This is a genomic window from Burkholderia sp. Ac-20349 (assembly GCF_017104865.1).
GTDB lineage: Bacteria > Pseudomonadota > Gammaproteobacteria > Burkholderiales > Burkholderiaceae > Burkholderia > Burkholderia aenigmatica.
The window spans coordinates 18,559-37,586 of the sequence record NZ_JAAGPM010000078.1 but is presented as its reverse complement, the minus strand read 5'-3'; the positions used below and the strand labels follow the sequence as shown (position 1 = coordinate 37,586).

The following is a 19,028-nucleotide window of genomic DNA, read 5'->3' as shown; positions in this document are numbered from 1 at the left end:
TCCGTCTGCCGGACGGCAAGCAGGCCACGCGCGAATACGTCCAGCATCCGGGCGCGGTGATGGTGATCCCGCTGTTCGACGACGGCCGCGTGCTGATGGAAAGCCAGTATCGCTACCCGATCGGCAACGTGAAGAAGGCCGTGCACGACCTCGGCATCGACTACCCGGTCGCGATCGACAACGGCTATTCGATCTGGCGCGCCTTCAACAACGAATACTGGCCGGCGCACTACTTCATCGACGCGCAAGGGCGCGTTCGCCATCACCACTTCGGCGAAGGCGAATACGCGCAGTCGGAACGCGCGATCCAGTCGCTGCTCGCGGAAGCCGGTCATCCGGAAGCGCTGAACGTGCCGCTCGGGCTGGCCGGGGCGCCCGCGAAGGGCGCGCTCGCGGCAGCCGACAGCGCGGACGTGCGCTCGCCCGAGACCTATGTCGGCTACGCGCGGGCCGAGAGCTTCACGTCGCCGGGCGGCGCCGTGCGCGATGCGGCACACCGCTACGACGCGCCGGCCCGGCCTGACCTCAACGACTGGGGCCTCGCGGGCACCTGGAATGTCGGCGCCGAGCGTGCATCGCTCACCGCCCCCGACGGCCGGATCGTCTACCGCTTCCACGCACGCGACCTGCACCTCGTGCTCGGCCCGGGCGCGAACGGCCAGCCCGTGCGCTTTCGCGTGACGCTCGACGGCGCGGCGCCCGGTGCCGCGCACGGCGCCGACGTCGACGCGCAGGGCTACGGCACCGTCACGGGCCAGCGCCTTTATCAGCTCGTCCGGCAGCCGGGTGCGATCGCCGATCGCACGTTCGCGATCGAGTTTCTCGATCCCGGTGTCGATGCGTATGCATTCACTTTCGGTTGATCGCGTGCGCCGCCACCTGGCCGCCGTGTTCCCCGCCCCATTCGACAGGAGCAAAAGATGACCCCGATCTCCACTCGCGATGCCGCACCGCAACGGCGCACGGCGATGCTGCGCCGCATCGGCGCCATCGCCGTCGCGGCCGCCGCCGTGTTCGGCTACCAGCGCATCGTCAATTCCGCCGAGCCGATGCGCACCGTGCCCGCGCCGACGCTCGACGAAACGCCCGGTGCATCGCACGACGAGACGGCCGTGCTCGCCGGCGGCTGCTTCTGGGGCGTGCAGGGCGTGTTCGAGCACGTGAAGGGCGTGAAGCAGGTCACGGCCGGCTATGCGGGCGGCGCGTCCGAAACCGCGCACTACGCGCTCGTCGGCTCCGGGCTGACCGGGCACGCGGAATCGGTTCGCATCGTCTACGACCCGACCCGGATCACGTACGGCCGGCTGCTGCAGGTGTTCTTCTCGGTCGCGCACGATCCGACCGAGCTCAACCGGCAGGGCCCCGACGAAGGGTCGCAATACCGGTCGGCGATCTTCCCGACCACCGCGCAGCAGCGCGCGGTCGCGACCGCCTACATCGCGCAGCTCGGCACCGCGCACGTGTTTCCGGCGCCCGTCGTCACGCGCGTCGAGGACTACAAAGGGTTCTACCCGGCCGAGGCCTATCACCAGAACTACCTCGAACTGCATCCCGACGCGCCGTACATCGCGTACAACGACATGCCGAAGATCGCCGGGCTGAAGCAGTACTTCCCGGCGCTGTACCGCACCGACGCGGTACTGTGGCGCGATGCGCGCTCGTGACCGTCTCCCGGCCGCGTGACGGGGCGACGCCCGCCGCGCGGCCGAGGCCCGTACGGCCACGCACCGCCACCCGGCGCCGCCTTCGGCCCGGGTTGCGCTGCATCAACGAAACCGCGGCTGCCGTGCCGGGGCAAACCCGCATCGCGTCCGCCGCGACAGGCAACTTCGCGTAGACTTCTCCAGATCCCCGCCGCGTCATGCGGCGCCCGGAATCCCAGTCCAGCCTGGAGACGTCACGCATGCGTGCAGTGCCCTTCCCCGACAGCGGCACCCTTGGAGAACCCTCTTCCGGCGCGGCCGTGCGCGACCTGCGCCGCGTGCCGATTCATCCCGATCACTGGTACCCGCTCGCGTGGTCGCGCGAGCTGAAACGCGGCAAGACGCTCGGCGTGCGCTTCGCCGGCGATCCGATCGTGCTCGTGCGCACCGAATCCGGCGCCGTGTACGCGCTCGAGGATCGTTGCGCGCACCGCCAGGTGCCGCTGCACGCGGGCGTCGTGAGCGGCGAGACGCTGCGCTGCTGCTATCACGGCTGGACCTACGCGTGCGACAGCGGCCGCTGCGTCGACGTGCCGTACCTCGGCCGCGAGCGCCTGCCCAACGGCGTGCGCGCCTATCCGTGCCGCGAAGCGCACGGGCTGATCTTCGTGTTCCCGGGCGACGCGACGCTCGCCGACTCGCAGCCGTTCCCCGCGCTCGATTCGGCGGACAACCGCGCATACAAGACGCGCCGCTTCGGCCGCGAGGTCAAGTGCCACTACTCGTTCATGCACGAGAACCTGATGGACATGAACCATCAGTTCCTGCACCGCAAGCAGATGGGGCAGATGCGCGCGCGCGCGCTCGGCCGCCGGCGCGGCGACGACTGGGTCGAGGTCGACTACACATTCGCGCGGCTGGAAGGCAAGCAGCCGGTCGGCGAGGCGCTCGTGTTCGGCGCCAGCAAGAAGACGGCCGAGCAGTCCGACAAGAGCGTGATGACGGTGCGCACCGGCTATCCGTACCAGACGCTGCAGATCCGCTCGACCGAAGGCACGCTCGTGATGGACCTGTGGATCGTCTACGTGCCGCTCGACGCCGAACAGCGCACCAACCGCACGTTCGGCGTGCTGTCGATCCACAAGCCCGGCGTCCCGTTCGCACTCGATCTCGCGTGGCCGCTGCTCGTCTGGTTCACCGAGCGCATCTTCCGCGAAGATCGCTGGATCGTCGAGCGCGAGCAGGAAGCGCACGATCGCCAGGGTGCCGACTGGAACCACGAGGTGTTTCCGGTCATCAACGAGTTGCGCGACCTGCTGCGCCAGTGCGGCGCACGCACGGTGATTCCGATCCGCGACGCGCGCGACGGCGCGTGATGCGTGCGGCGCGTCTCGTGAGGAATGCGCGCCGTTACAACCGGAATGCGCCCGGCAGCAATGCGTGGGCCGTCGTGACTTCGACGGCCCCTTTCAGGTTGGCCAGGATCACCTCGATGTCGGGCGTGCCGATCTCGATGATCACCTGACGGCACGCACCACACGGCGCGATCGGGCCATCCGTGTCGCCGACGACCGCGAGCCGCGTGAAATCCCCCGGACGATAACCGGCGGCGATGGCCGAAAACATCGCCGTGCGCTCCGCGCAGTTGCAGAGCCCGTAGGACGCGTTCTCGACATTGCAGCCATGAAAAATCGTCCCGTCGCGCGCCTGCAGCGCCGCGCCGACCTTGAAGCGCGAATACGGCGCATATGCGCGTTCCCGCGCCGCCTTCGCCGCTTCGATCAGTTCGTGTCGTTCCATCTCGTCGTGCCTCCGATTGTGTGCCGGGATGGTTCGGCGCAGCCGCATCCCGGCCGTCACGATACGCCCGTGACGTAAAGCGATCCCTGTGTCTGCCCCGGCGCTCGGTCAGCCGATCCGCTGATAGAGGGTTGGCGGCGCGTCACCCGTCTCGCCCAGCACGTAGCTGCGCTGGATCGCGTCCACCGCGTGCGTCGCGGCAGCGGCATCGCGGGCATGCACGTAACCGAGCGGCTGGCCGGCTTCGACACGCTGCCCGATCTCCGCGAGCGCCGTCAGGCCGACGCGGTAATCGATCGCATCCGCCGCGCGTGTGCGCCCGCCGCCGAGCGCGACGACCGCCAGTCCGAGCGCGCGGCAATCGACCCGCTGCACCACGCCGCTCGCGCGCGACGGAACCGGTACGATCACGTCCGCCTGCGCAAGATGACGCGCGGGCGCATCGAGCAGGTCCGCGGGGCCGCCGAGCGCCGTGACCATGCGCGCGAAGCGTTCCGCCGCCGCGCCCGAATCGAGCGCGTGCTGCAACTTCGCGCGCGCTTGCGCGACGTCGCGTGCCAGCCCGCCGGTGACGAGCAGCTCTGCGGAAAGCGCCATCGTGACGTCATGCAGGCGCGCCGGTCGCGACTTGCCCGTCAGGTAGTCGATCGCGCACGCCACTTCGAGCGCATTGCCCGCGCACGGCGCGAGCGAGTGGTTCATGTCGGTGAGGATCGCGGTCGTCTTCATGCCGGCGCCGTTGCCGACGTCGACGATGCTGCGGGCCAGTTCCGCCGACTGCTCGGCGGTCGGCATGAATGCGCCGGAGCCGACCTTGACGTCCATCACGAGCCCGTCGAGTCCCGCCGCGAGCTTCTTCGACAGGATCGACGCGGTGATCATCGCGACCGACTCGACGGTCGCCGTCACGTCGCGAATCGCATAGATGCGCATGTCGGCCGGCGCCAGCCGCGCGGTCTGCCCGATGATCGCGACGCCGACGTCGCGCACCGTGCGGCGAAACGCGTCCGTATCGGGCGTCACGTCGTAGCCGGGTATCGCGCTCAGCTTGTCGAGCGTGCCGCCGGTATGGCCGAGCCCGCGCCCCGAGATCATCGGCACGTAGCCGCCGCACGCGGCCACCATCGGCCCGAGCATCAGCGACACGACATCGCCGACTCCGCCGGTCGAATGCTTGTCGATCACCGGCCCGTCGAGATCGAGCGCGCGCCAGTCGAGCACGTCGCCCGAGTCGCGCTGCGCGAGCGTCAGCGCGACGCGCTCGTCGGTGCTCAGGTCGTTGAAGAACACGGCCATCGCAAACGCGGCCACCTGGCCCTCGGTCACGCTGCCGTCAGTCACGCCGCGGACGAACGCGGCGATCCCGTCACGATCGAGCGGCTGCCCGTCGCGCTTCCGGCGAATGAATTCCTGCGGTAAAAACATCGATGCCTCTCCTCGGTCGGTCGGAGTCTGCTGCGCGGTTCAATGCAGCGAGAAGAACAGGCCGGCGATCGCGGCGCTCATCAGGTTCGACAGCGTCGCGGCCGTCAGCGCGCGCAGGCCGTGCCGCGCGACTTCCGAGCGTCGCTCGGGCGCGACCGCGCTGAAGCCGCCCGCGAGAATCGCGATCGACGAGAAATTCGCGAAGCCGCACAGCGCGAACGACACGATCGCGAGCGTCTTCGGGTCGAGTACCTGCAGGCCGGCCGCCGCGACGTGCGCGCCGCCCTTCAGGTACGGCGACAGGTCGCCATACGCGACGAACTCGTTGAAGATCAGTTTCTCGCCGATGAAGTTGCCGGCCAGCGTCGCGTCGTGCCACGGCACGCCGATGATCCACGCGAGCGGCGCGAACAGGTGGCCGATGATACCGACCAGCGTGATCTGCGGAAAGCCCGCGAACGCGGCCACGCCGCCGACAATGAGGTTCATCAGCGCGATGAGCCCCACGAACGCGATCAGCATCGCGCCGACGTTGATCGCGATCCGCAGCCCGACCGACGCACCGGACGCCGCCGCCTCGATCACGTTGGCGGCGCGCTTGTCGTCGAAGTCGAGCCCGTCGACCACGACGCGGCTCGGCTCAACCGTCGGATACAGCAGCTTGCCGAACAGCAGCCCGCCGGGTACCGCCATGAACGACGCGGCGAGCAGGTATTCCATCCTCACGCCGAGGCCGGCGTAGCCGACCAGCACCGAGCCTGCGACCGACGCCATGCCGCTTGCCATCACCGTGAAGATCTCGGCACTCGTCATGTTCCGCACGAACGGCTTCACGAGCGCGGGCATCTCGCTCTGCCCGAGAAAGATCGTCGCCACCGCCGAGCACGCCTCGATGCGGCTCACGCCGAGCAATTTCGACAGCGCCGCACCAAGAATCGCAACGATCCACTTCATTACGCCGATGTAGTACAACACCGCGATCAGCGCAGTCACGAAGATGATCATCGGCAGCACGCGCAGGCCGAACACGAACCCGCCGTCGCCGAACAGCTGGAACATCCGGCTGTCGACCAGCCCGCCGAACACGAACGCGATGCCGTGATTGCCCATGTCGAGCACGCGATTGACGCCGTTCGCCGCTGCCGCCAGCGCCGTGCGGCCCGACGGCACGAACAGCACCAGTGCGCCGATCGCCAGCTGGGTGCACAGCGCGGCGATCATGGTCCGGCCGCTCACTGCGCGCCGGTTGTTCGACAGCAGATAGGCGACCAGCAGCAGGAACAGCATACCCAGGAGACTGCGCAGAATATCCACCTCGTACTCCTTGCTCTCGATGTTGTTGGACTGTTCGGCGGGCGGCCCGGCCCGGCACACCTGCGCAACGCCGTCGGTGGATATTACTCGCCGGCATGCATGCCGACAACGCAAACAAAATGGCCGCGTTTGCGCGGCGTCGCGTGTCGTGTCGACTTGCTCAGTTCTTCTATGTACCGGGAGATCGGCAAGACGAGATCACGCTCGATGCGTCCCAAATATTGAGAGAATTGACGCGATGCGGAGAGGAGGCAGGTTCGGGCCGGAGCGATGCCGGCACGAACGGGAAAGCAGGTTCAAGCACGGGGCGTGTCGTTCGAACCGACACGCCCCACGCGAGATGCGCCGTTCAGCCGGCGCGCTCGACCGGATGCGGTTCGCGCAGCCGGTTCGCGATCCGTGCGGCCTCGTAGTAACTCGCCGCCGGCGGCCGCTTCAGATAGCGGCCTGCGCCACGCACCGCGCGCAAGTCGCCGTCCGCCCAGGCGAGCGCGCCGCGCGTCAGCGTGTGCGTCGCGACGCCCTGCACCGTCATGCCCTCGAACACGTTGAAGTCGACCTGCTGGTGATGGGTCTTCACCGAGATCGTCTTCGTCGCGGCCGGATCCCACACGACGAGATCGGCATCGGCGCCCACCTGCACGGCACCCTTGCGCGGATACAGGTTGAAGATCTGCGCGGCGTTCGTCGACGTGATCCGCACGAACTCGTTCGGCGTGATGCGGCCGTGATTCACGCCGTGATGCCACAGCACCGACATGCGATCCTCGACCCCGCCGCAGCCGTTCGGGATCTTCGTGAAATCGTCGCGGCCCATCGCCTTCTGCGACGCGCAGAACACGCAGTGGTCGGTTGCCGTCGTGTGCAGCTGCCCCGCCTGCAGCCCGCGCCACAGCGCCTCGCGATGCTCGGCCGAGCGGAACGGCGGGCTCATCACGTGCGCGGCCGCGCGGGTCCAGTCCGGATCGCGATACACCGCCTCGTCGATCACCAGATGGCCCGGCAGCACCTCGCCAAACACGCGCAGCCCTTCGCTGCGCGCACGCGCGATCGCATCGACCGCGTCCTTCGCGGACACATGCACGATATACACGGGCACGCCAAGCACCTGCGCGATGCGGATCGCGCGGTTCGCGGCCTCGCCCTCGACCTCCGGCGGCCGCGACAGCGGATGCGCCTCCGGCCCCGTCATCCCGCGCGCGAGCAGCGCCTTCTGCAGCTGGAACACGAGCTCGCCGTTTTCCGCGTGCACGGTCGGCAGCGCACCAAGCTCGAGCGAACGCGAGAAGCTGTTCACGAGCACCTCGTCGTCGGCCATGATCGCGTTCTTGTACGCCATGAAATGCTTGAAGCTCGACACGCCATGCTCGCGCACGAGCGTGCCCATGTCGCGGTGCACGCTGTCGTCCCACCACGTCACGGCCACGTGGAAGCCGTAGTCGGCTGCCGCCTTCTCCGCCCAGCCGCGCCATGCGTGGAACGCGTCCATCAGCGGCTGCTTCGGGCTCGGGATCACGAAGTCGATGATGCTGGTCGTGCCGCCCGCGAGCCCGGCGGCCGTCCCCGAGTAGAAATCGTCGCTCGCGGTCGTGCCCATGAACGGCAGTTCCATGTGCGTATGCGGATCGATGCCGCCCGGCATCACGTACTGGTCGTGCGCATCGACGACAGTTGCGCCGGCCGGTGCGTCGATCTGCTCGGCGATCTGCAGGATCGTGCCGCCGTCCTCCGGCGCTGCGCAGAGCACGTCCGCGCGATAGGAGCGGTCCGCATCGACCACGGTGCCGCCGCGAATCAGGATTGCCATTGGGTTGCCTCCTCGTTGACTGTCGGGTGCCGCATCAAGCGCATCGCATGCATCGCGTGCGTCATGCGCTCGCGATCTGCGCGCGCTGTCCGGCGCGCCACTTCATCCAGGTGCCGTACACGCATGACGCCAGCACGAGGCCGACGAACCACGCGTACGTGTAAAGCGTGTTGAAGAACGCCGGCACGTTCGGAAACGACGCCGGAAAGGCCGTATGCAGGAAGCCGGGCAGGTTCGGCAGCACGCCGATCGCGAGCGCGGCCAACGCAGCCGGATTCCAGCCGCGCGCGTAGCTGAAGCCGCCGCGCTCGTCGAACAGCGCGCGCGTGTCGAGCCGCGTGCCGCGAATCAGGAAGTAGTCGACCATCAGGATCCCCGCCACGGGCCCGAGCAGCGCCGAATAGCCGACGAGCCAGGTGAAGATGTAACCGTCCGTCGTCGCGAGGATCTTCCACGGCATCATCACGATCGCGATCGTCGCGGTGATCATCCCGCCGGTGCGATACGAGATCGCCTTCGGCCACAGGCTCGAGAAGTCGTAGGCCGGGCCGACGAGATTCGCGGCGAGGTTGCAGCACATCGTGTCGAGCGTGAGGATCACGAGCGCGATGCCCACGCCGATGCCCGTCATCCGGCTGGTCAGGTCGATCGGGTCCCAGATCGCGTTGCCGTAGATCACGACGGTCGCCGACGTCACGACGACCGATACCACCGACAGCAACGCCATCGGCAACGGCAGCCCGATCGACTGCCCGATCATCTGGTCGCGCTGCGAATGCGCGAAGCGCGTGAAGTCGGGAATGTTCAGCGCGAGCGTCGCCCAGAAGCCGACCATCGCGGTCAGGCCCGGCCAGAAGGTCGCCCAGAACAGCCCGGCCTTCTTGCCGCCCGCCGCGAACTGCGACGGCGCCGACAGCATCGTGCCGAAGCCGCCCGCCTTCGACGTCGCCCACCACACGAGCGCCACGCACATCACGACCTTGATCGGCGCGGACCAGCTTTCGAGCCAGCGGATCGAATCGGTGCCGTGCCAGATGAAGTAGAGCTGCAGCGCCCAGAACACGAGGAAGCACGCGAGCTGCCCGACCCCGATGCCGACGATCGGCAACGCCGCGCCGTGCAACGCGTTGCCGGTCAGGATGTTCAGCAGCGTATAGATCGCGCTGCCGCCGAGCCAGGTCTGGATTCCGTACCAGCCGCACGCAACGATTGCCCGCAGCAGCGCAGGCAGCTTCGCGCCCTGCGTGCCGAACGACGCGCGCACGAGCACCGCGTACGGAATCCCGTGCTTCGCGCCTGCATGGCCGATCAGCAGCATCGGCACGAGCACGATCAGGTTGCCGAGCAACACGGTCATCACCGCCTGCCACGGCGACATGCCTTCCTGGATCAGCCCGGCCGCGAGCATGTACGACGCGATGTTCATCACCATCCCGACCCATAGCGCCGCGAAGTGATACCACTTCCACGTGCGCTGCGCCGGCGTCGTCGGCGCGAGGTCGTCGTTGTACAGGCTGCCGCCCTGCGCCGCGGCGCTATCGGGATCGGCGGGATTCGCTGCGTGATTCATCGAACGCACTCCACTGCAACGTCAGCGCCGGCATCATGCGATGCCGGCCCGGGTGGAACGAAAGGCGGCGATGCAGGATGGCCCGCATCGCCGTACGCCGTCAAGCAGCCTTCTTCGCGTGCTTCTCGGGTGCCGCCGCGCCCGCACTCGCCCCCGCCTCCGCGCTCGCCGGATTGTTCGGATGCGTGGTCCAGTTCGCGTAGTCACCCGAATCGACACGCTCCATCGTGATGCATTGCTCGACCGGACACACATGCATGCAAAGATTGCACCCGACGCATTCCGAATCGACCACTTCGAAGTGGCGCACACCATCCTTCGTCGCCGTGATCGCCTGATGCGACGTGTCCTCGCACGCGATATGGCACAGCCCGCACTGGATGCAGCGGTCCTGGTCGATGCGCGCCTTGATGTCGTACTTCAGGTTCAGGTATTTCCAGTCGGTCACGTTCGGCACCGCGCGGCCGCGGATGTCGTCGAGCGTCGCGTAGCCCTTCTCGTCCATCCAGTTCGACAGCCCGTCGGCCAGATCCGACACGATCCGGAAGCCGTAGTGCATCGCAGCGGTGCACACCTGCACGCTGCCGGCGCCGAGCACCATGAACTCGGCCGCGTCGCGCCAGTTCGAGATGCCGCCGATGCCCGAGATCGGCAGGTTCGGCGTTTCCGGATCGCGCGCGATCTCCGCGACCATGTTCAACGCGATCGGCTTGACCGCCGGGCCGCAATAGCCGCCGTGCGTGCCCTTGCCGTCCACGGTCGGCATCGGCGCCATGTGGTCGAGATCGACCGCGACGATCGAGTTGATCGTGTTGATCAGCGACACGCCGTCCGCGCCGCCCTTGTACGCGGCGCGCGACCCCATCCGGATATCGCTGATGTTCGGCGTGAGCTTCACGAGGCACGGCAGCTTCGTGCCTTCCTTCACCCAGCGCGTGACCATCTCCACATATTCGGGTACCTGTCCGACCGCCGCCCCCATCCCGCGCTCGCTCATCCCGTGCGGGCAGCCGAAGTTCAGTTCGACCGCGTCGGCGCCCGTATCCTCGACGAGCGGCAGGATCCATTTCCAGTCGCGCTCGTTGCACGGCACCATCAGCGACACGATCAGCGCGCGGTCCGGCCAGTCGCGCTTCACCTGCGCGATCTCTCTCAGGTTCACGTCGAGCGGACGGTCGGTGATCAGCTCGATGTTGTTCAGCCCCGCGATGCGCTGACCGTTCCACTGCACCGCGCCGTAGCGCGAACTGACGTTGACGACGTGCGGATCGAGCCCGAGCGTCTTCCAGACGACGCCGCCCCACCCCGCCTCGAACGCGCGGTTCACGTTGTAGGCCTTGTCGGTCGGCGGCGCGGAGGCGAGCCAGAAGGGATTCGGCGAAGTGATGCCCGCGATGGTGCAGCGAAGGTCGGCCATGTTCGGCTCCGTGAGAATGGGGTCGTGTTCGTTGTGCTCGTGGTGTGTGACGCGCGTAATGCGGTCACGCAGCCTTCGCGTCGCGTTCCGCGAGCGCCGCGTCGATCGACGCAGCCGCGCGCTTGCCGTCCTGCACGGCCTGCACCGTGAGGTCGACACCGCCCGTCGCCGCGCAATCGCCACCGGCCCACACGTCGGGCCAGGCGGTGCGCCCGTCCGCGTCCACCGCGATGCGCGCGCCGTCCGCCGTCAGCAGCGCGGCGCCGATGGCGTCCGGCACCAGCGTCTGGCCGATCGCCTTCAGCACCATGTCCGCCTCGACGGTGAAGCGCTCGCCTGACGCCGCCTCGAATTCGACACCCGTCACCTGCCCGTTCGCGCCCGCCATCCGCACGGGCTTCGCGTGCGTGACGAGCGTGACGCCGCTCTTCTGCGCAAACTCGCGCTCGGCCCACGTCGCGCTCATTGCATCCACGCCGCGCCGGTACACCATCGTCACGCACTCGGCGCCGAGCTTGCGGCTCTGCACCGCCGCATCGATGGCCGTATTGCCGCCGCCGATCACGACCACGCGCCGCCCGACCGGCACGTTCTCCAGCGCATCGGCCTGCCGTACCTGCTCGATGAAGTCGACCGCGTTCATCACACCAGCCAGTTGCTCGCCGTCGATCGAAAGCGCACGCACGCCGCCGAGGCCCATCGCGAGAAACACCGCACCGTGCTGCTCGCGCAGCGCGTCGAGCGTGATGTCGCGGCCAAGCGCGACACCGGTTTTCAGCGTGATGCCGCCCACCGACAGCAGCCACTCGACCTCACGCTGCGCGAAGTCGTCGACGGTCTTGTATGCGGCGATCCCGTATTCGTTGAGGCCGCCGGCCTTCGGGCGCGCGTCGAACAGCGTGACGCGGTGCCCGGCGAGCGCAAGCCGGTGCGCGCACGCGAGCCCGGCCGGGCCCGCGCCGACCACCGCGACATGGCGGCCTGTGTCGGGCGCGCGCGTGAAGCGCACTGCACCGGTCTCCATCGCCCAGTCGGTTGCATGCCGCTGCAGCGCGCCGATCGCAACGGGCTGCGCATCCTGATGGTTGCGCACGCATGCGCCTTCGCACAGGATCTCGGTCGGGCACACGCGAGCGCACATCCCGCCGAGCGGATTCGCCGACAGGATGTCGGTCGCGGCGCCCTTCAGGTTGCCGTTGCCGATCTTGCGGATGAAGCTCGGGATGTCGATCTGCGTCGGGCAGGCCTGCACGCACGGTGCGTCGTAGCAGTAATGACAACGGCTGGCGGCGGCCGCTGCGGCAGTCGGATCGAGCAGCGGCGCGATATCGGTGAATTCGCACGAGAGTTGCGTGGACGACAGGCGATGCGCGGCGATATCGCCGGTTGGCTGGGTGGTCATACGCGTTCCTTCGACTGGGTGGAGACAAAGCCGTCCCCGCCGGCTGTGAATGCACAGTCGGGGCGGTCGTTCTTAGGAATGCTACGGTCAGGCTGTCAGGCATTGAGCAGCCTGCCGGCTGCTACGATCTCTGCGTCATGAAACCGGCTCGCATGCGCGCGACAGCATCGCGTGCAGCAGCACGTTCGCGCCGGCCTCGATCCATGCGGGCGTCGCGTCCTCGATCTCGTTGTGGCTGATGCCGTCGACACACGGCACGAACACCATCGACGTCGGCGCGACCTGCGCGAGATAGCACGCATCGTGACCGGCACCCGACACGATGTTGCGATGCGAGTAGCCGAAGCGATCGGCCGCGCCGCGCACCGCTTCCACACAGGCGGGATCGAACGCGACAGGCTTGTAATAGAAAATCTGCTCGAGCGCGGTCTCGAGCCCGATCTCGCCCGCGATGCGCGCGACGCCGTCGCGCAGCGCGGCGTCCATCTTCGCGAGCACGGCGTCGTCCGGATGACGGAAATCGACCGTGAAGAACACGCGGCCCGGAATCACGTTGCGCGAGTTCGGGTACACCTGCATCATGCCGACCGTCGCGCAGCCGAACGGCGCATGATCGAGGCCGATCCGGTTGACGAGATCGACCACGCGCGACGCGCCGAGCAGCGCGTCGCGGCGGCGCGGCATTGGCGTCGGTCCCGCGTGCGCTTCCTGGCCGGTGAACGTGATCTCGTACCAGCGCTGCCCCTGCGCGTCGGTCACCACACCGATCGTCTTGCACTCCGCTTCGAGAATCGGCCCCTGCTCGATATGCAGTTCAAATGCCGCATGCAGCTTGCGCCCGCCGCACGGCACGTCACCCGCGTAGCCGATCCGCGCCAGCTCCTCGCCGATCGTCTTGCCGTCCACATCCTTGCGCGACAGCCCGTATTCGAGCGAAAACACGCCCGCGAATACGCCGGATGCGACCATCGCGGGCGCGAAGCGCGAGCCTTCTTCATTGGTCCAGATCACGACCTCGACCGGATGCTCGGTCTCGATGCCGTGATCGTTGAGACTGCGGATCACCTCGAGGCCGCCGAGTACGCCGTAGATACCGTCGAAGCGGCCGCCCGTCGGCTGCGAATCCGCGTGCGATCCCGTGACGACCGGCGCCGCATCGGCCACGCGGCCCGCGCGGCGCATGAACACGTTGCCCATCGTATCGACCGTCACCGTGCAGCCGGCGGCCTTCGCCCAGCCGACGATCAGGTCGCGGCCGGCCTTGTCGAGATCGGTCAGCGCGAGGCGGCACACGCCGCCCTTCGGCGTCGCGCCGATCTTCGCGACTTCCATCAGGCTGTCCCACAACCGCTTGCCGTCGACCTTGATCGACGTGTCGAAAGCTGCCCGCTTCACTGTTTCCGATACCGCGTTCATTCGTATCGCTCCTGTGGGGTCGGTGATGTCGTCAGCCCGGTCTGTGCCGGTGCATGTCATGCCTGTTTCGGCGCACACCTGCGCTTGCGTGGTGCATGCCCGGGTTGCTTGCAAAGATCGTCCGACGAATCGGGCCGAAAGGTTTCCGCCGCTCATCGAATCCTGTCCGATTGGACAGGTTTTAGACGATCAAAATGACCAAATCAATGACTTTCTTGCGTGAATGAATGGAGCGAGAACCGTGCCATCGCAACGCAGCATGGCGATGAATGTGCGATGTCCGCACACGTGCGCGCGATGCGAATCAGCGGCTAGAATGAAGCCCAACGCGGCACGCCCGCCGCGCGAGGGCAACGATGAGACATGACGAGGCGGCAACCGAAGCCACCGACAGCGACGAAACGCCCGCGCCTTTGCGGCGACGCAAGGCGCACATCCGCGAGTCCAACGAAGCGCATCTGCTCGCCTGTGCGGAGGCCGTCTTCGCGGAACGCGGGCTCGACGGCGCGAGCACCGCGATGATCGCGGAGCGCGCCGGCCTGCCGAAAGCGAACCTGCATTACTACTTCCCGACGAAGCTCGCGTTGTACCGCCGCGTGCTCGACGACCTGTTCGAGGACTGGCATCGCGCGGCCGGCACATTCGAGGCCGACGACGATCCCGTCGAAGCGATCGGCGCCTACGTGCGTGCGAAGATGGCGCTGTCACGGCGGCGGCCGCTCGGCTCGAAGGTCTGGGCCAACGAGATCATCCACGGTGCGGAGCACATGCAGGACATCCTGTCGGAACGCGTGAAGCCGTGGTTCGATACGCGCGTGAAGGTCATCGATGGCTGGATCGCGCGCGGGCTGCTCGCGCCGATCGACGCGCATGCGCTGATGTACCTGATCTGGGCCACCACGCAGCACTACGCGGATTTCGATGCGCAGATCCGTGCGCTGAGCGGCAAGCGGACGTTCACGCAGAAGGCGTTCGACGAGAAGACCGAGCAGGTCGTGCAGCTTGTGATTCGCGCATGTGGTGCGGTGTCGCCGGAGGCAAAGCGACCGGTATGAGAACTTTCGCGCGCGCTGCGCCGCTGTGCCGCTCATCTCTGCGCAGTCACGGGAAGCCTCGACGGCCGGTTGCCTTCAGAACGGAACCAGCTCCACGGCGTGGCTACTGGACCAGTGGGATTCGTTGTTGAGGACCTCGATCGCGCTGCGCGGAATCACGGGCTCCAGTTCCAGTTGCAACGTCAACCGGTTGCCCGCCGCCGGCACGCCTTGCGCCAGCACCACGACGCCCGAGCCTGGATGCAAGCCGACTTTTCCGGCCTGCTCCGACGGTTGCTGACCGGCATGCTCCACACGGCCCAATGCAACGGACCGGCCATCCAGATTGGCGTCGCCGGCTGTCACCGCAAGCGCGCCCTGCTGACCGAACCGGAACGCGCCGTCGTCCAGCGCATCGCCGCGCACGAAGATCGCCATGCGCACCGACTCCTTGCAGACGATGCTCACGGAAACCAGACGTTTTCCCAACGAGTATCCTCCGGCCGATGCGGGCTGCCCCAGAATGGTTTGCCGGTACTGAGCACCGTAGTCCAGCTGCGCATGCCCGGCATGCATCTGGCAATTGTCCGCGGCCTGCGCGGCCCCGCTCAGGCTCAGGCCCGCACACATCGTCCACGCCCACCGGCGGATACATTTCGGTTGTCGCAACATATCGTCTCTCGAAGCCAGGGGCTCATTGAAGTGTGCATCGGGCATCGGCGCTTTCGAACAACGTGCCGGAGCCGGTGGGCTCGGGCAACGCATACTGCAACTGGCACTGCCTGCCGTCCGGCAAAGCCACCGACAACGCCTCGTTCCCTGCACCGTCGTTCAGAAACACCTGCCCCTGCTCGAGCACCATACCGACATACCGCTGGCGGCCATCCAGCACATAGGCGCCGGCGGGCAGCGGATTGCCGTCGGCGTCGCGCGCGTTGAGCAGCACCCGGCGCACGCGGCTGAGCTGGAAGTCGATCCGGTTCACGGACCCGCGTCCGGGTTCGACCTGCTGGAACCCGTTGCCGATGTCGACGTTGCGCGGCAAGGTGCGGGTCATCACCTCCACGCGATTGCTGCTGTATGCGGAGAGCCGGGACACCACGGCACGCCCCCAGCGGTCGGTCCACACCGGCCCTTGCGGCGTGTTGATCTTCACGTTCGATACGCCCGACGCCGACACGATGCCGAGCGTGTCTTGCACGGGATATGGCGAAAGCGTCACCCCATCGGCGTGCAGCACCACGCCGCCCGAGGCCCCGGCGTAATACGATCGGGCGCGCCCGCCGGTATCGGAAAAGCCCAGGTTGACCTGCGCAATGCGCGGCGTCGCGGCCATTTGCCCGGACACCGCGTTGCGCCGGTCGCGCGAGTTGCGGTCCACGTTCACCGAGTAATTCAGGTGATCGCCGATCCGCTCGCTGTAGCTGGTGCCGAATCGCGTATAGCCGCTCGTATTGCTGGCATAGGTGCGAACACTTCGTTTGCCGAACGGGATGCTCAACGACGCGTAATAGGTGTTGCCGGGTCTGTCGTACGCGTGAACTCCGTAACGTCGGCCCTCCCGGCGCGGGCTGAGATCGCGCTCCACGTTCAGCGAAACGGTGCCGAACGCGAAGCTCTTTCCCCACGACAGGTTCAGCCGCTGCGTACGCTCCCCGTTCTGTTGATTCGCGAATGAATAGCCGAAGGTCAGACCGCCCAGCCTGGAATCGGACCAGGCCAGCGCCACGGTATGCCGGCTCCGGTAGCGCGATGCGGCAAACCCGGCCCGGCCGGTATCCACGGTGAAGTCGTCCAGCGTGCGATAGCCGTTGCTCTGATACGCACTGCTGAAACTCATGCTCAGGTTCTCGTGCAGGCCGCCGAAAATGCCCGAGACCTCGATTTCCGTGCCCGACTTGCCCGCGTCCATCGACACGCGCTGCTGCAGCTTGACGCTGCTCGACCGCGACACGCGCATATCCGCGCCCCAGCTGCCGGCCTGGTAGCCGGGCGCGAACAGTGCGGCGGCACCGACGTTGCCATGCTTGCCGAGCGCCCAGTTGCCGCTCGCGCTCGCCACCCACGGATTGCGGGCCTTGTTGCCGTCGAGATTGCGACTCTTGCCGAGCGCGAACGCATAGCCTGGCCGCTGCCCGAGCGCCCCCGCACTGATCGACGCGGCAGGCACCACGAAGCTGCGCCGCGCGCCGTCGGATTCGATGACGGTCACCTCCAGGTCGCTGCTGTTGTTCAGGAGCGGCAGGTCGGTGAGCGCGAAAGGGCCGACCGGCACGACGGTGGTATAGATCAACCCGCCCGCCTGGCGCACTTCGACACGCGCCTGCGATTGCGCCACGCCTTCGACCATGACGATGTTGCGCGTCTGCTTACCCAGCGCCGAATCGGGAAATATCTGGACGCCGGTCAGCGGTGCGCCGGTCAGCACCGAGTTGGCGATGTTGATCTGTCCGACCTGCGCCGTGGCGCCCCAGCGCAACCAGGTTCGCTGGCCATAGGCGTACAGATGTCGACTCTGGAATCCGGCGTGATCCTGGCTTTGAGAATAGGCGCGACTGCGCAGGATCCAGTCGCCGGCATTCACGCCGAGTTCGGAGTTCAGCGACAGGAAGTTCGAGCCCGGCATGCCGCTCGCCTCGCTGCGCATGGTCATCAGCTCGTAGTTGAGCAGCGCGGCGTTGCCGCCCCGGCTGTAGCCGGAGAAATCCGCTGCGGCCTGACGCAACGCCGTGGTTGGTACGACCAGTCGCGCTTCTTCCCGCCCCGGCTTGAGCGTCACGTCCGTGCCGGGGAAGGCCTGAGCGAAGTCGTAGCACGTGTCGGGTTCCGGGTCGCCGGGCATCGCGTACTTCGCGTCGGGCACCACCAGTCCGGCCGCATCCAGAAACGCGCGATCGAAGCAAAGCGCGCCATCCTCGTCGAACCGCGTATTGATCCGCCCCCGTCGAATGTCGTTGACGTAGACGACGACACGGCTGCGGCCCGGCCGATAACGTGGCGCATCGCGAAAATACTCGGCAATCTGTGGATCGAGCCCGCGTTGCTGCAGGATGCTCGTATCGAAGATCGCATCGGTCGCGCCTGACTCGGCCGTTGCTTGTGCAGCGGACGCCGTGTCTAGCTGCGCGGCCACCTGTGCGTGTGCCCGTGGCGAATAGGTTCCGGCCAGCAATAACAACAGCGATGCGGCCGTGCCGCCGCAGTACACGCTCGATTCGCACTGGCGCCGTATTCTGCGCGTCGCGCGATCGACACGCATTACGGTTGCCTCGCGGTATCGACGAACGGAGCGTCGTAGGTGTCGACCTCGTAGCCGTATATCGTCGCGGGCGACAATCTGACGCTGGTTGCGCGCGCACCCGTCCCTGGCGGCAACGAAACTTCGACGGTGCTGCCGGGCAGCACGTAGGTCTTGCCCAGATCCACCGCGGTCTTTTCCGGCAAGAGTTGCACGCCTTGCCCCAGACGCACCACGTACGGGCTATCGTTACGCACGCGCAGTTTGCCGTCCGCCACCGACCACTGCAGCAGCGTCCATGGCGAGGTGTGCTTCGCGAGCGTGGCGGGATGCACGATCAACGGCAGGTTCTGGCGGATCGTCATGCTGATGCGCGCCTTGCCGTCCGGGCCTTTGGGCGGAATGCCCTCGAACGTCACGCGCTTGAGCCGTTGCACCTGAAGCGGCGCCGGGCTTTGCAGCATGAAGCGCACCAGTTGCGTATCCTGACCTTCCACGCGGCTCACCGGCGGCACCGCTACGACCAGCAATTCCTGGTCGTCTGGTGTGTTCTGTATCGTTGTATGCAGCAACAGCGGAATCGACTCCGTGTTCTTCACGTTCATGGTCGTTTCGCCGTCCGCTTCGTTCAGGATCACCACGGACGATTCGGGGAGGACGCCGGAGGCCAGTGCAATGCTCGGCACGCTCAGGATGATCGGCAGGATGCCTGTCAGAACGGTCTTTGCCAATGCGCGCTGGCGTGGAGCAAAAGAGCGGACATGGGAAGCAGACCATGACGAGAAGCGCAGCGCACGGTTAAACATCATTCGCAATCCTATTTAAATTAGCTTGAAAAATAAAAATGCATGTTGCACCGATGAGCGCAAGAAAATCCGTCGATCCGGCGGCCGACGCCGGATGACACTCAAATAGGTAGATCAGAAGGGAGCGGGCTCTTCATCTGCGCGGGCACGGCCGAA

General features: G+C 67.1%; 14 protein-coding genes and 1 pseudogene. 4 read left to right on the top strand and 11 right to left on the bottom strand.

Annotated features, from left to right (window positions below; translation table 11 throughout):
• The 3 genes and pseudogenes from G3N61_RS23960 to G3N61_RS23950 form a co-directional block, all read left to right on the top strand.
• Positions 1-863, top strand: a pseudogene (locus G3N61_RS23960) (cytochrome c biogenesis protein DipZ); the annotation flags it as partial.
• A gap of 57 nt (positions 864-920) precedes the next feature.
• The gene (gene msrA / locus G3N61_RS23955; protein ID WP_205823753.1) at positions 921-1,664 is read left to right on the top strand and encodes a peptide-methionine (S)-S-oxide reductase MsrA; all 744 of its coding nucleotides are present in this window, start codon (positions 921-923) and stop codon (positions 1,662-1,664) included.
• A gap of 239 nt (positions 1,665-1,903) precedes the next feature.
• On the top strand, positions 1,904-3,019 hold the full coding sequence (locus G3N61_RS23950) for an aromatic ring-hydroxylating dioxygenase subunit alpha (RefSeq protein ID WP_043185535.1): 1,116 nt from the start codon (positions 1,904-1,906) through the stop codon (positions 3,017-3,019).
• 34 nt (positions 3,020-3,053) lie between these two features.
• Here the strand turns inward: G3N61_RS23950 and G3N61_RS23945 are convergent, their stop codons facing one another.
• From G3N61_RS23945 to G3N61_RS23910, 8 genes are all read right to left on the bottom strand, one after another.
• A complete protein-coding gene (locus G3N61_RS23945) occupies positions 3,054-3,443 on the bottom strand; it encodes a cytidine deaminase (protein WP_043185533.1) in 390 nt (129 codons plus the stop codon).
• Positions 3,444-3,551: 108 nt separating this feature from the next.
• The gene (gene deoA, locus G3N61_RS23940) at positions 3,552-4,868 is read right to left on the bottom strand and encodes a thymidine phosphorylase (RefSeq protein WP_205823752.1); all 1,317 of its coding nucleotides are present in this window, start codon (positions 4,866-4,868) and stop codon (positions 3,552-3,554) included.
• Between the two features lie 39 nt (positions 4,869-4,907).
• Positions 4,908-6,182, bottom strand: a complete 1,275-nt coding sequence (locus G3N61_RS23935; protein ID WP_043185528.1) for a NupC/NupG family nucleoside CNT transporter — start codon at positions 6,180-6,182, stop codon at positions 4,908-4,910.
• A gap of 349 nt (positions 6,183-6,531) precedes the next feature.
• Positions 6,532-7,989, bottom strand: a complete 1,458-nt coding sequence (hydA, locus tag G3N61_RS23930; RefSeq protein ID WP_043185523.1) for a dihydropyrimidinase — start codon at positions 7,987-7,989, stop codon at positions 6,532-6,534.
• 61 nt (positions 7,990-8,050) lie between these two features.
• Positions 8,051-9,559, bottom strand: coding sequence for an NCS1 family nucleobase:cation symporter-1 (locus G3N61_RS23925; RefSeq protein WP_043185520.1), 1,509 nt, complete (start codon positions 9,557-9,559; stop codon positions 8,051-8,053).
• Positions 9,560-9,659: 100 nt separating this feature from the next.
• Positions 9,660-10,976: an NAD-dependent dihydropyrimidine dehydrogenase subunit PreA gene (gene preA / locus G3N61_RS23920; protein ID WP_043185517.1), complete on the bottom strand. Its 1,317-nt coding sequence runs from the start codon at positions 10,974-10,976 to the stop codon at positions 9,660-9,662.
• Positions 10,977-11,040: 64 nt separating this feature from the next.
• Positions 11,041-12,378 (bottom strand): NAD(P)-dependent oxidoreductase, encoded by a 1,338-nt coding sequence (locus tag G3N61_RS23915; RefSeq protein WP_205823751.1) that lies wholly within the window; start codon positions 12,376-12,378, stop codon positions 11,041-11,043.
• Positions 12,379-12,513: 135 nt separating this feature from the next.
• The gene (locus G3N61_RS23910) at positions 12,514-13,794 is read right to left on the bottom strand and encodes a Zn-dependent hydrolase (RefSeq protein WP_205823750.1); all 1,281 of its coding nucleotides are present in this window, start codon (positions 13,792-13,794) and stop codon (positions 12,514-12,516) included.
• Between the two features lie 356 nt (positions 13,795-14,150).
• On the opposite strand from G3N61_RS23910, the gene G3N61_RS23905 reads away from it, so the two are divergent.
• Positions 14,151-14,849 carry a TetR/AcrR family transcriptional regulator gene (locus tag G3N61_RS23905; protein ID WP_205823749.1) on the top strand — a complete coding sequence of 233 codons (699 nt, stop codon included), beginning with the start codon at positions 14,151-14,153 and terminating at the stop codon, positions 14,847-14,849.
• Between the two features lie 75 nt (positions 14,850-14,924).
• Here the strand turns inward: G3N61_RS23905 and G3N61_RS23900 are convergent, their stop codons facing one another.
• The 3 genes from G3N61_RS23900 to G3N61_RS23890 form a co-directional block, all read right to left on the bottom strand.
• Positions 14,925-15,458 (bottom strand): hypothetical protein, encoded by a 534-nt coding sequence (locus G3N61_RS23900; protein ID WP_205823748.1) that lies wholly within the window; start codon positions 15,456-15,458, stop codon positions 14,925-14,927.
• A gap of 64 nt (positions 15,459-15,522) precedes the next feature.
• A complete protein-coding gene (locus G3N61_RS23895; RefSeq protein ID WP_205823747.1) occupies positions 15,523-18,087 on the bottom strand; it encodes a fimbria/pilus outer membrane usher protein in 2,565 nt (854 codons plus the stop codon).
• Entirely contained in the window at positions 18,087-18,875 is a 789-nt protein-coding gene (locus G3N61_RS23890; RefSeq protein ID WP_241017879.1) for a fimbria/pilus chaperone family protein, read from the bottom strand. Before G3N61_RS23890 ends, G3N61_RS23895 begins: the two co-directional genes overlap by 1 nt.
• Between the last annotated feature and the right edge of the window lie 153 nt (positions 18,876-19,028).

What these genes read in the sequence shown, in the direction of transcription:
- G3N61_RS23915 (WP_205823751.1), bottom strand. Translation starts at nt 12,378, where the DNA reads ATGACCACCCAGCCAACCGGCGATATCGCCGCGCATCGCCTGTCGTCC.
- G3N61_RS23925 (WP_043185520.1), bottom strand. Translation starts at nt 9,559, where the DNA reads ATGAATCACGCAGCGAATCCCGCCGATCCCGATAGCGCCGCGGCGCAG.
- G3N61_RS23890 (WP_241017879.1), bottom strand. Translation starts at nt 18,875, where the DNA reads ATGATGTTTAACCGTGCGCTGCGCTTCTCGTCATGGTCTGCTTCCCAT.
- G3N61_RS23900 (WP_205823748.1), bottom strand. Translation starts at nt 15,458, where the DNA reads ATGTGTGCGGGCCTGAGCCTGAGCGGGGCCGCGCAGGCCGCGGACAAT.
- G3N61_RS23910 (WP_205823750.1), bottom strand. Translation starts at nt 13,794, where the DNA reads ATGAACGCGGTATCGGAAACAGTGAAGCGGGCAGCTTTCGACACGTCG.
- G3N61_RS23905 (WP_205823749.1), top strand. Translation starts at nt 14,151, where the DNA reads ATGAGACATGACGAGGCGGCAACCGAAGCCACCGACAGCGACGAAACG.
- hydA (WP_043185523.1), bottom strand. Translation starts at nt 7,989, where the DNA reads ATGGCAATCCTGATTCGCGGCGGCACCGTGGTCGATGCGGACCGCTCC.
- deoA (WP_205823752.1), bottom strand. Translation starts at nt 4,868, where the DNA reads ATGTTTTTACCGCAGGAATTCATTCGCCGGAAGCGCGACGGGCAGCCG.
- G3N61_RS23895 (WP_205823747.1), bottom strand. Translation starts at nt 18,087, where the DNA reads ATGCGTGTCGATCGCGCGACGCGCAGAATACGGCGCCAGTGCGAATCG.
- msrA (WP_205823753.1), top strand. Translation starts at nt 921, where the DNA reads ATGACCCCGATCTCCACTCGCGATGCCGCACCGCAACGGCGCACGGCG.
- preA (WP_043185517.1), bottom strand. Translation starts at nt 10,976, where the DNA reads ATGGCCGACCTTCGCTGCACCATCGCGGGCATCACTTCGCCGAATCCC.
- G3N61_RS23950 (WP_043185535.1), top strand. Translation starts at nt 1,904, where the DNA reads ATGCGTGCAGTGCCCTTCCCCGACAGCGGCACCCTTGGAGAACCCTCT.
- G3N61_RS23945 (WP_043185533.1), bottom strand. Translation starts at nt 3,443, where the DNA reads ATGGAACGACACGAACTGATCGAAGCGGCGAAGGCGGCGCGGGAACGC.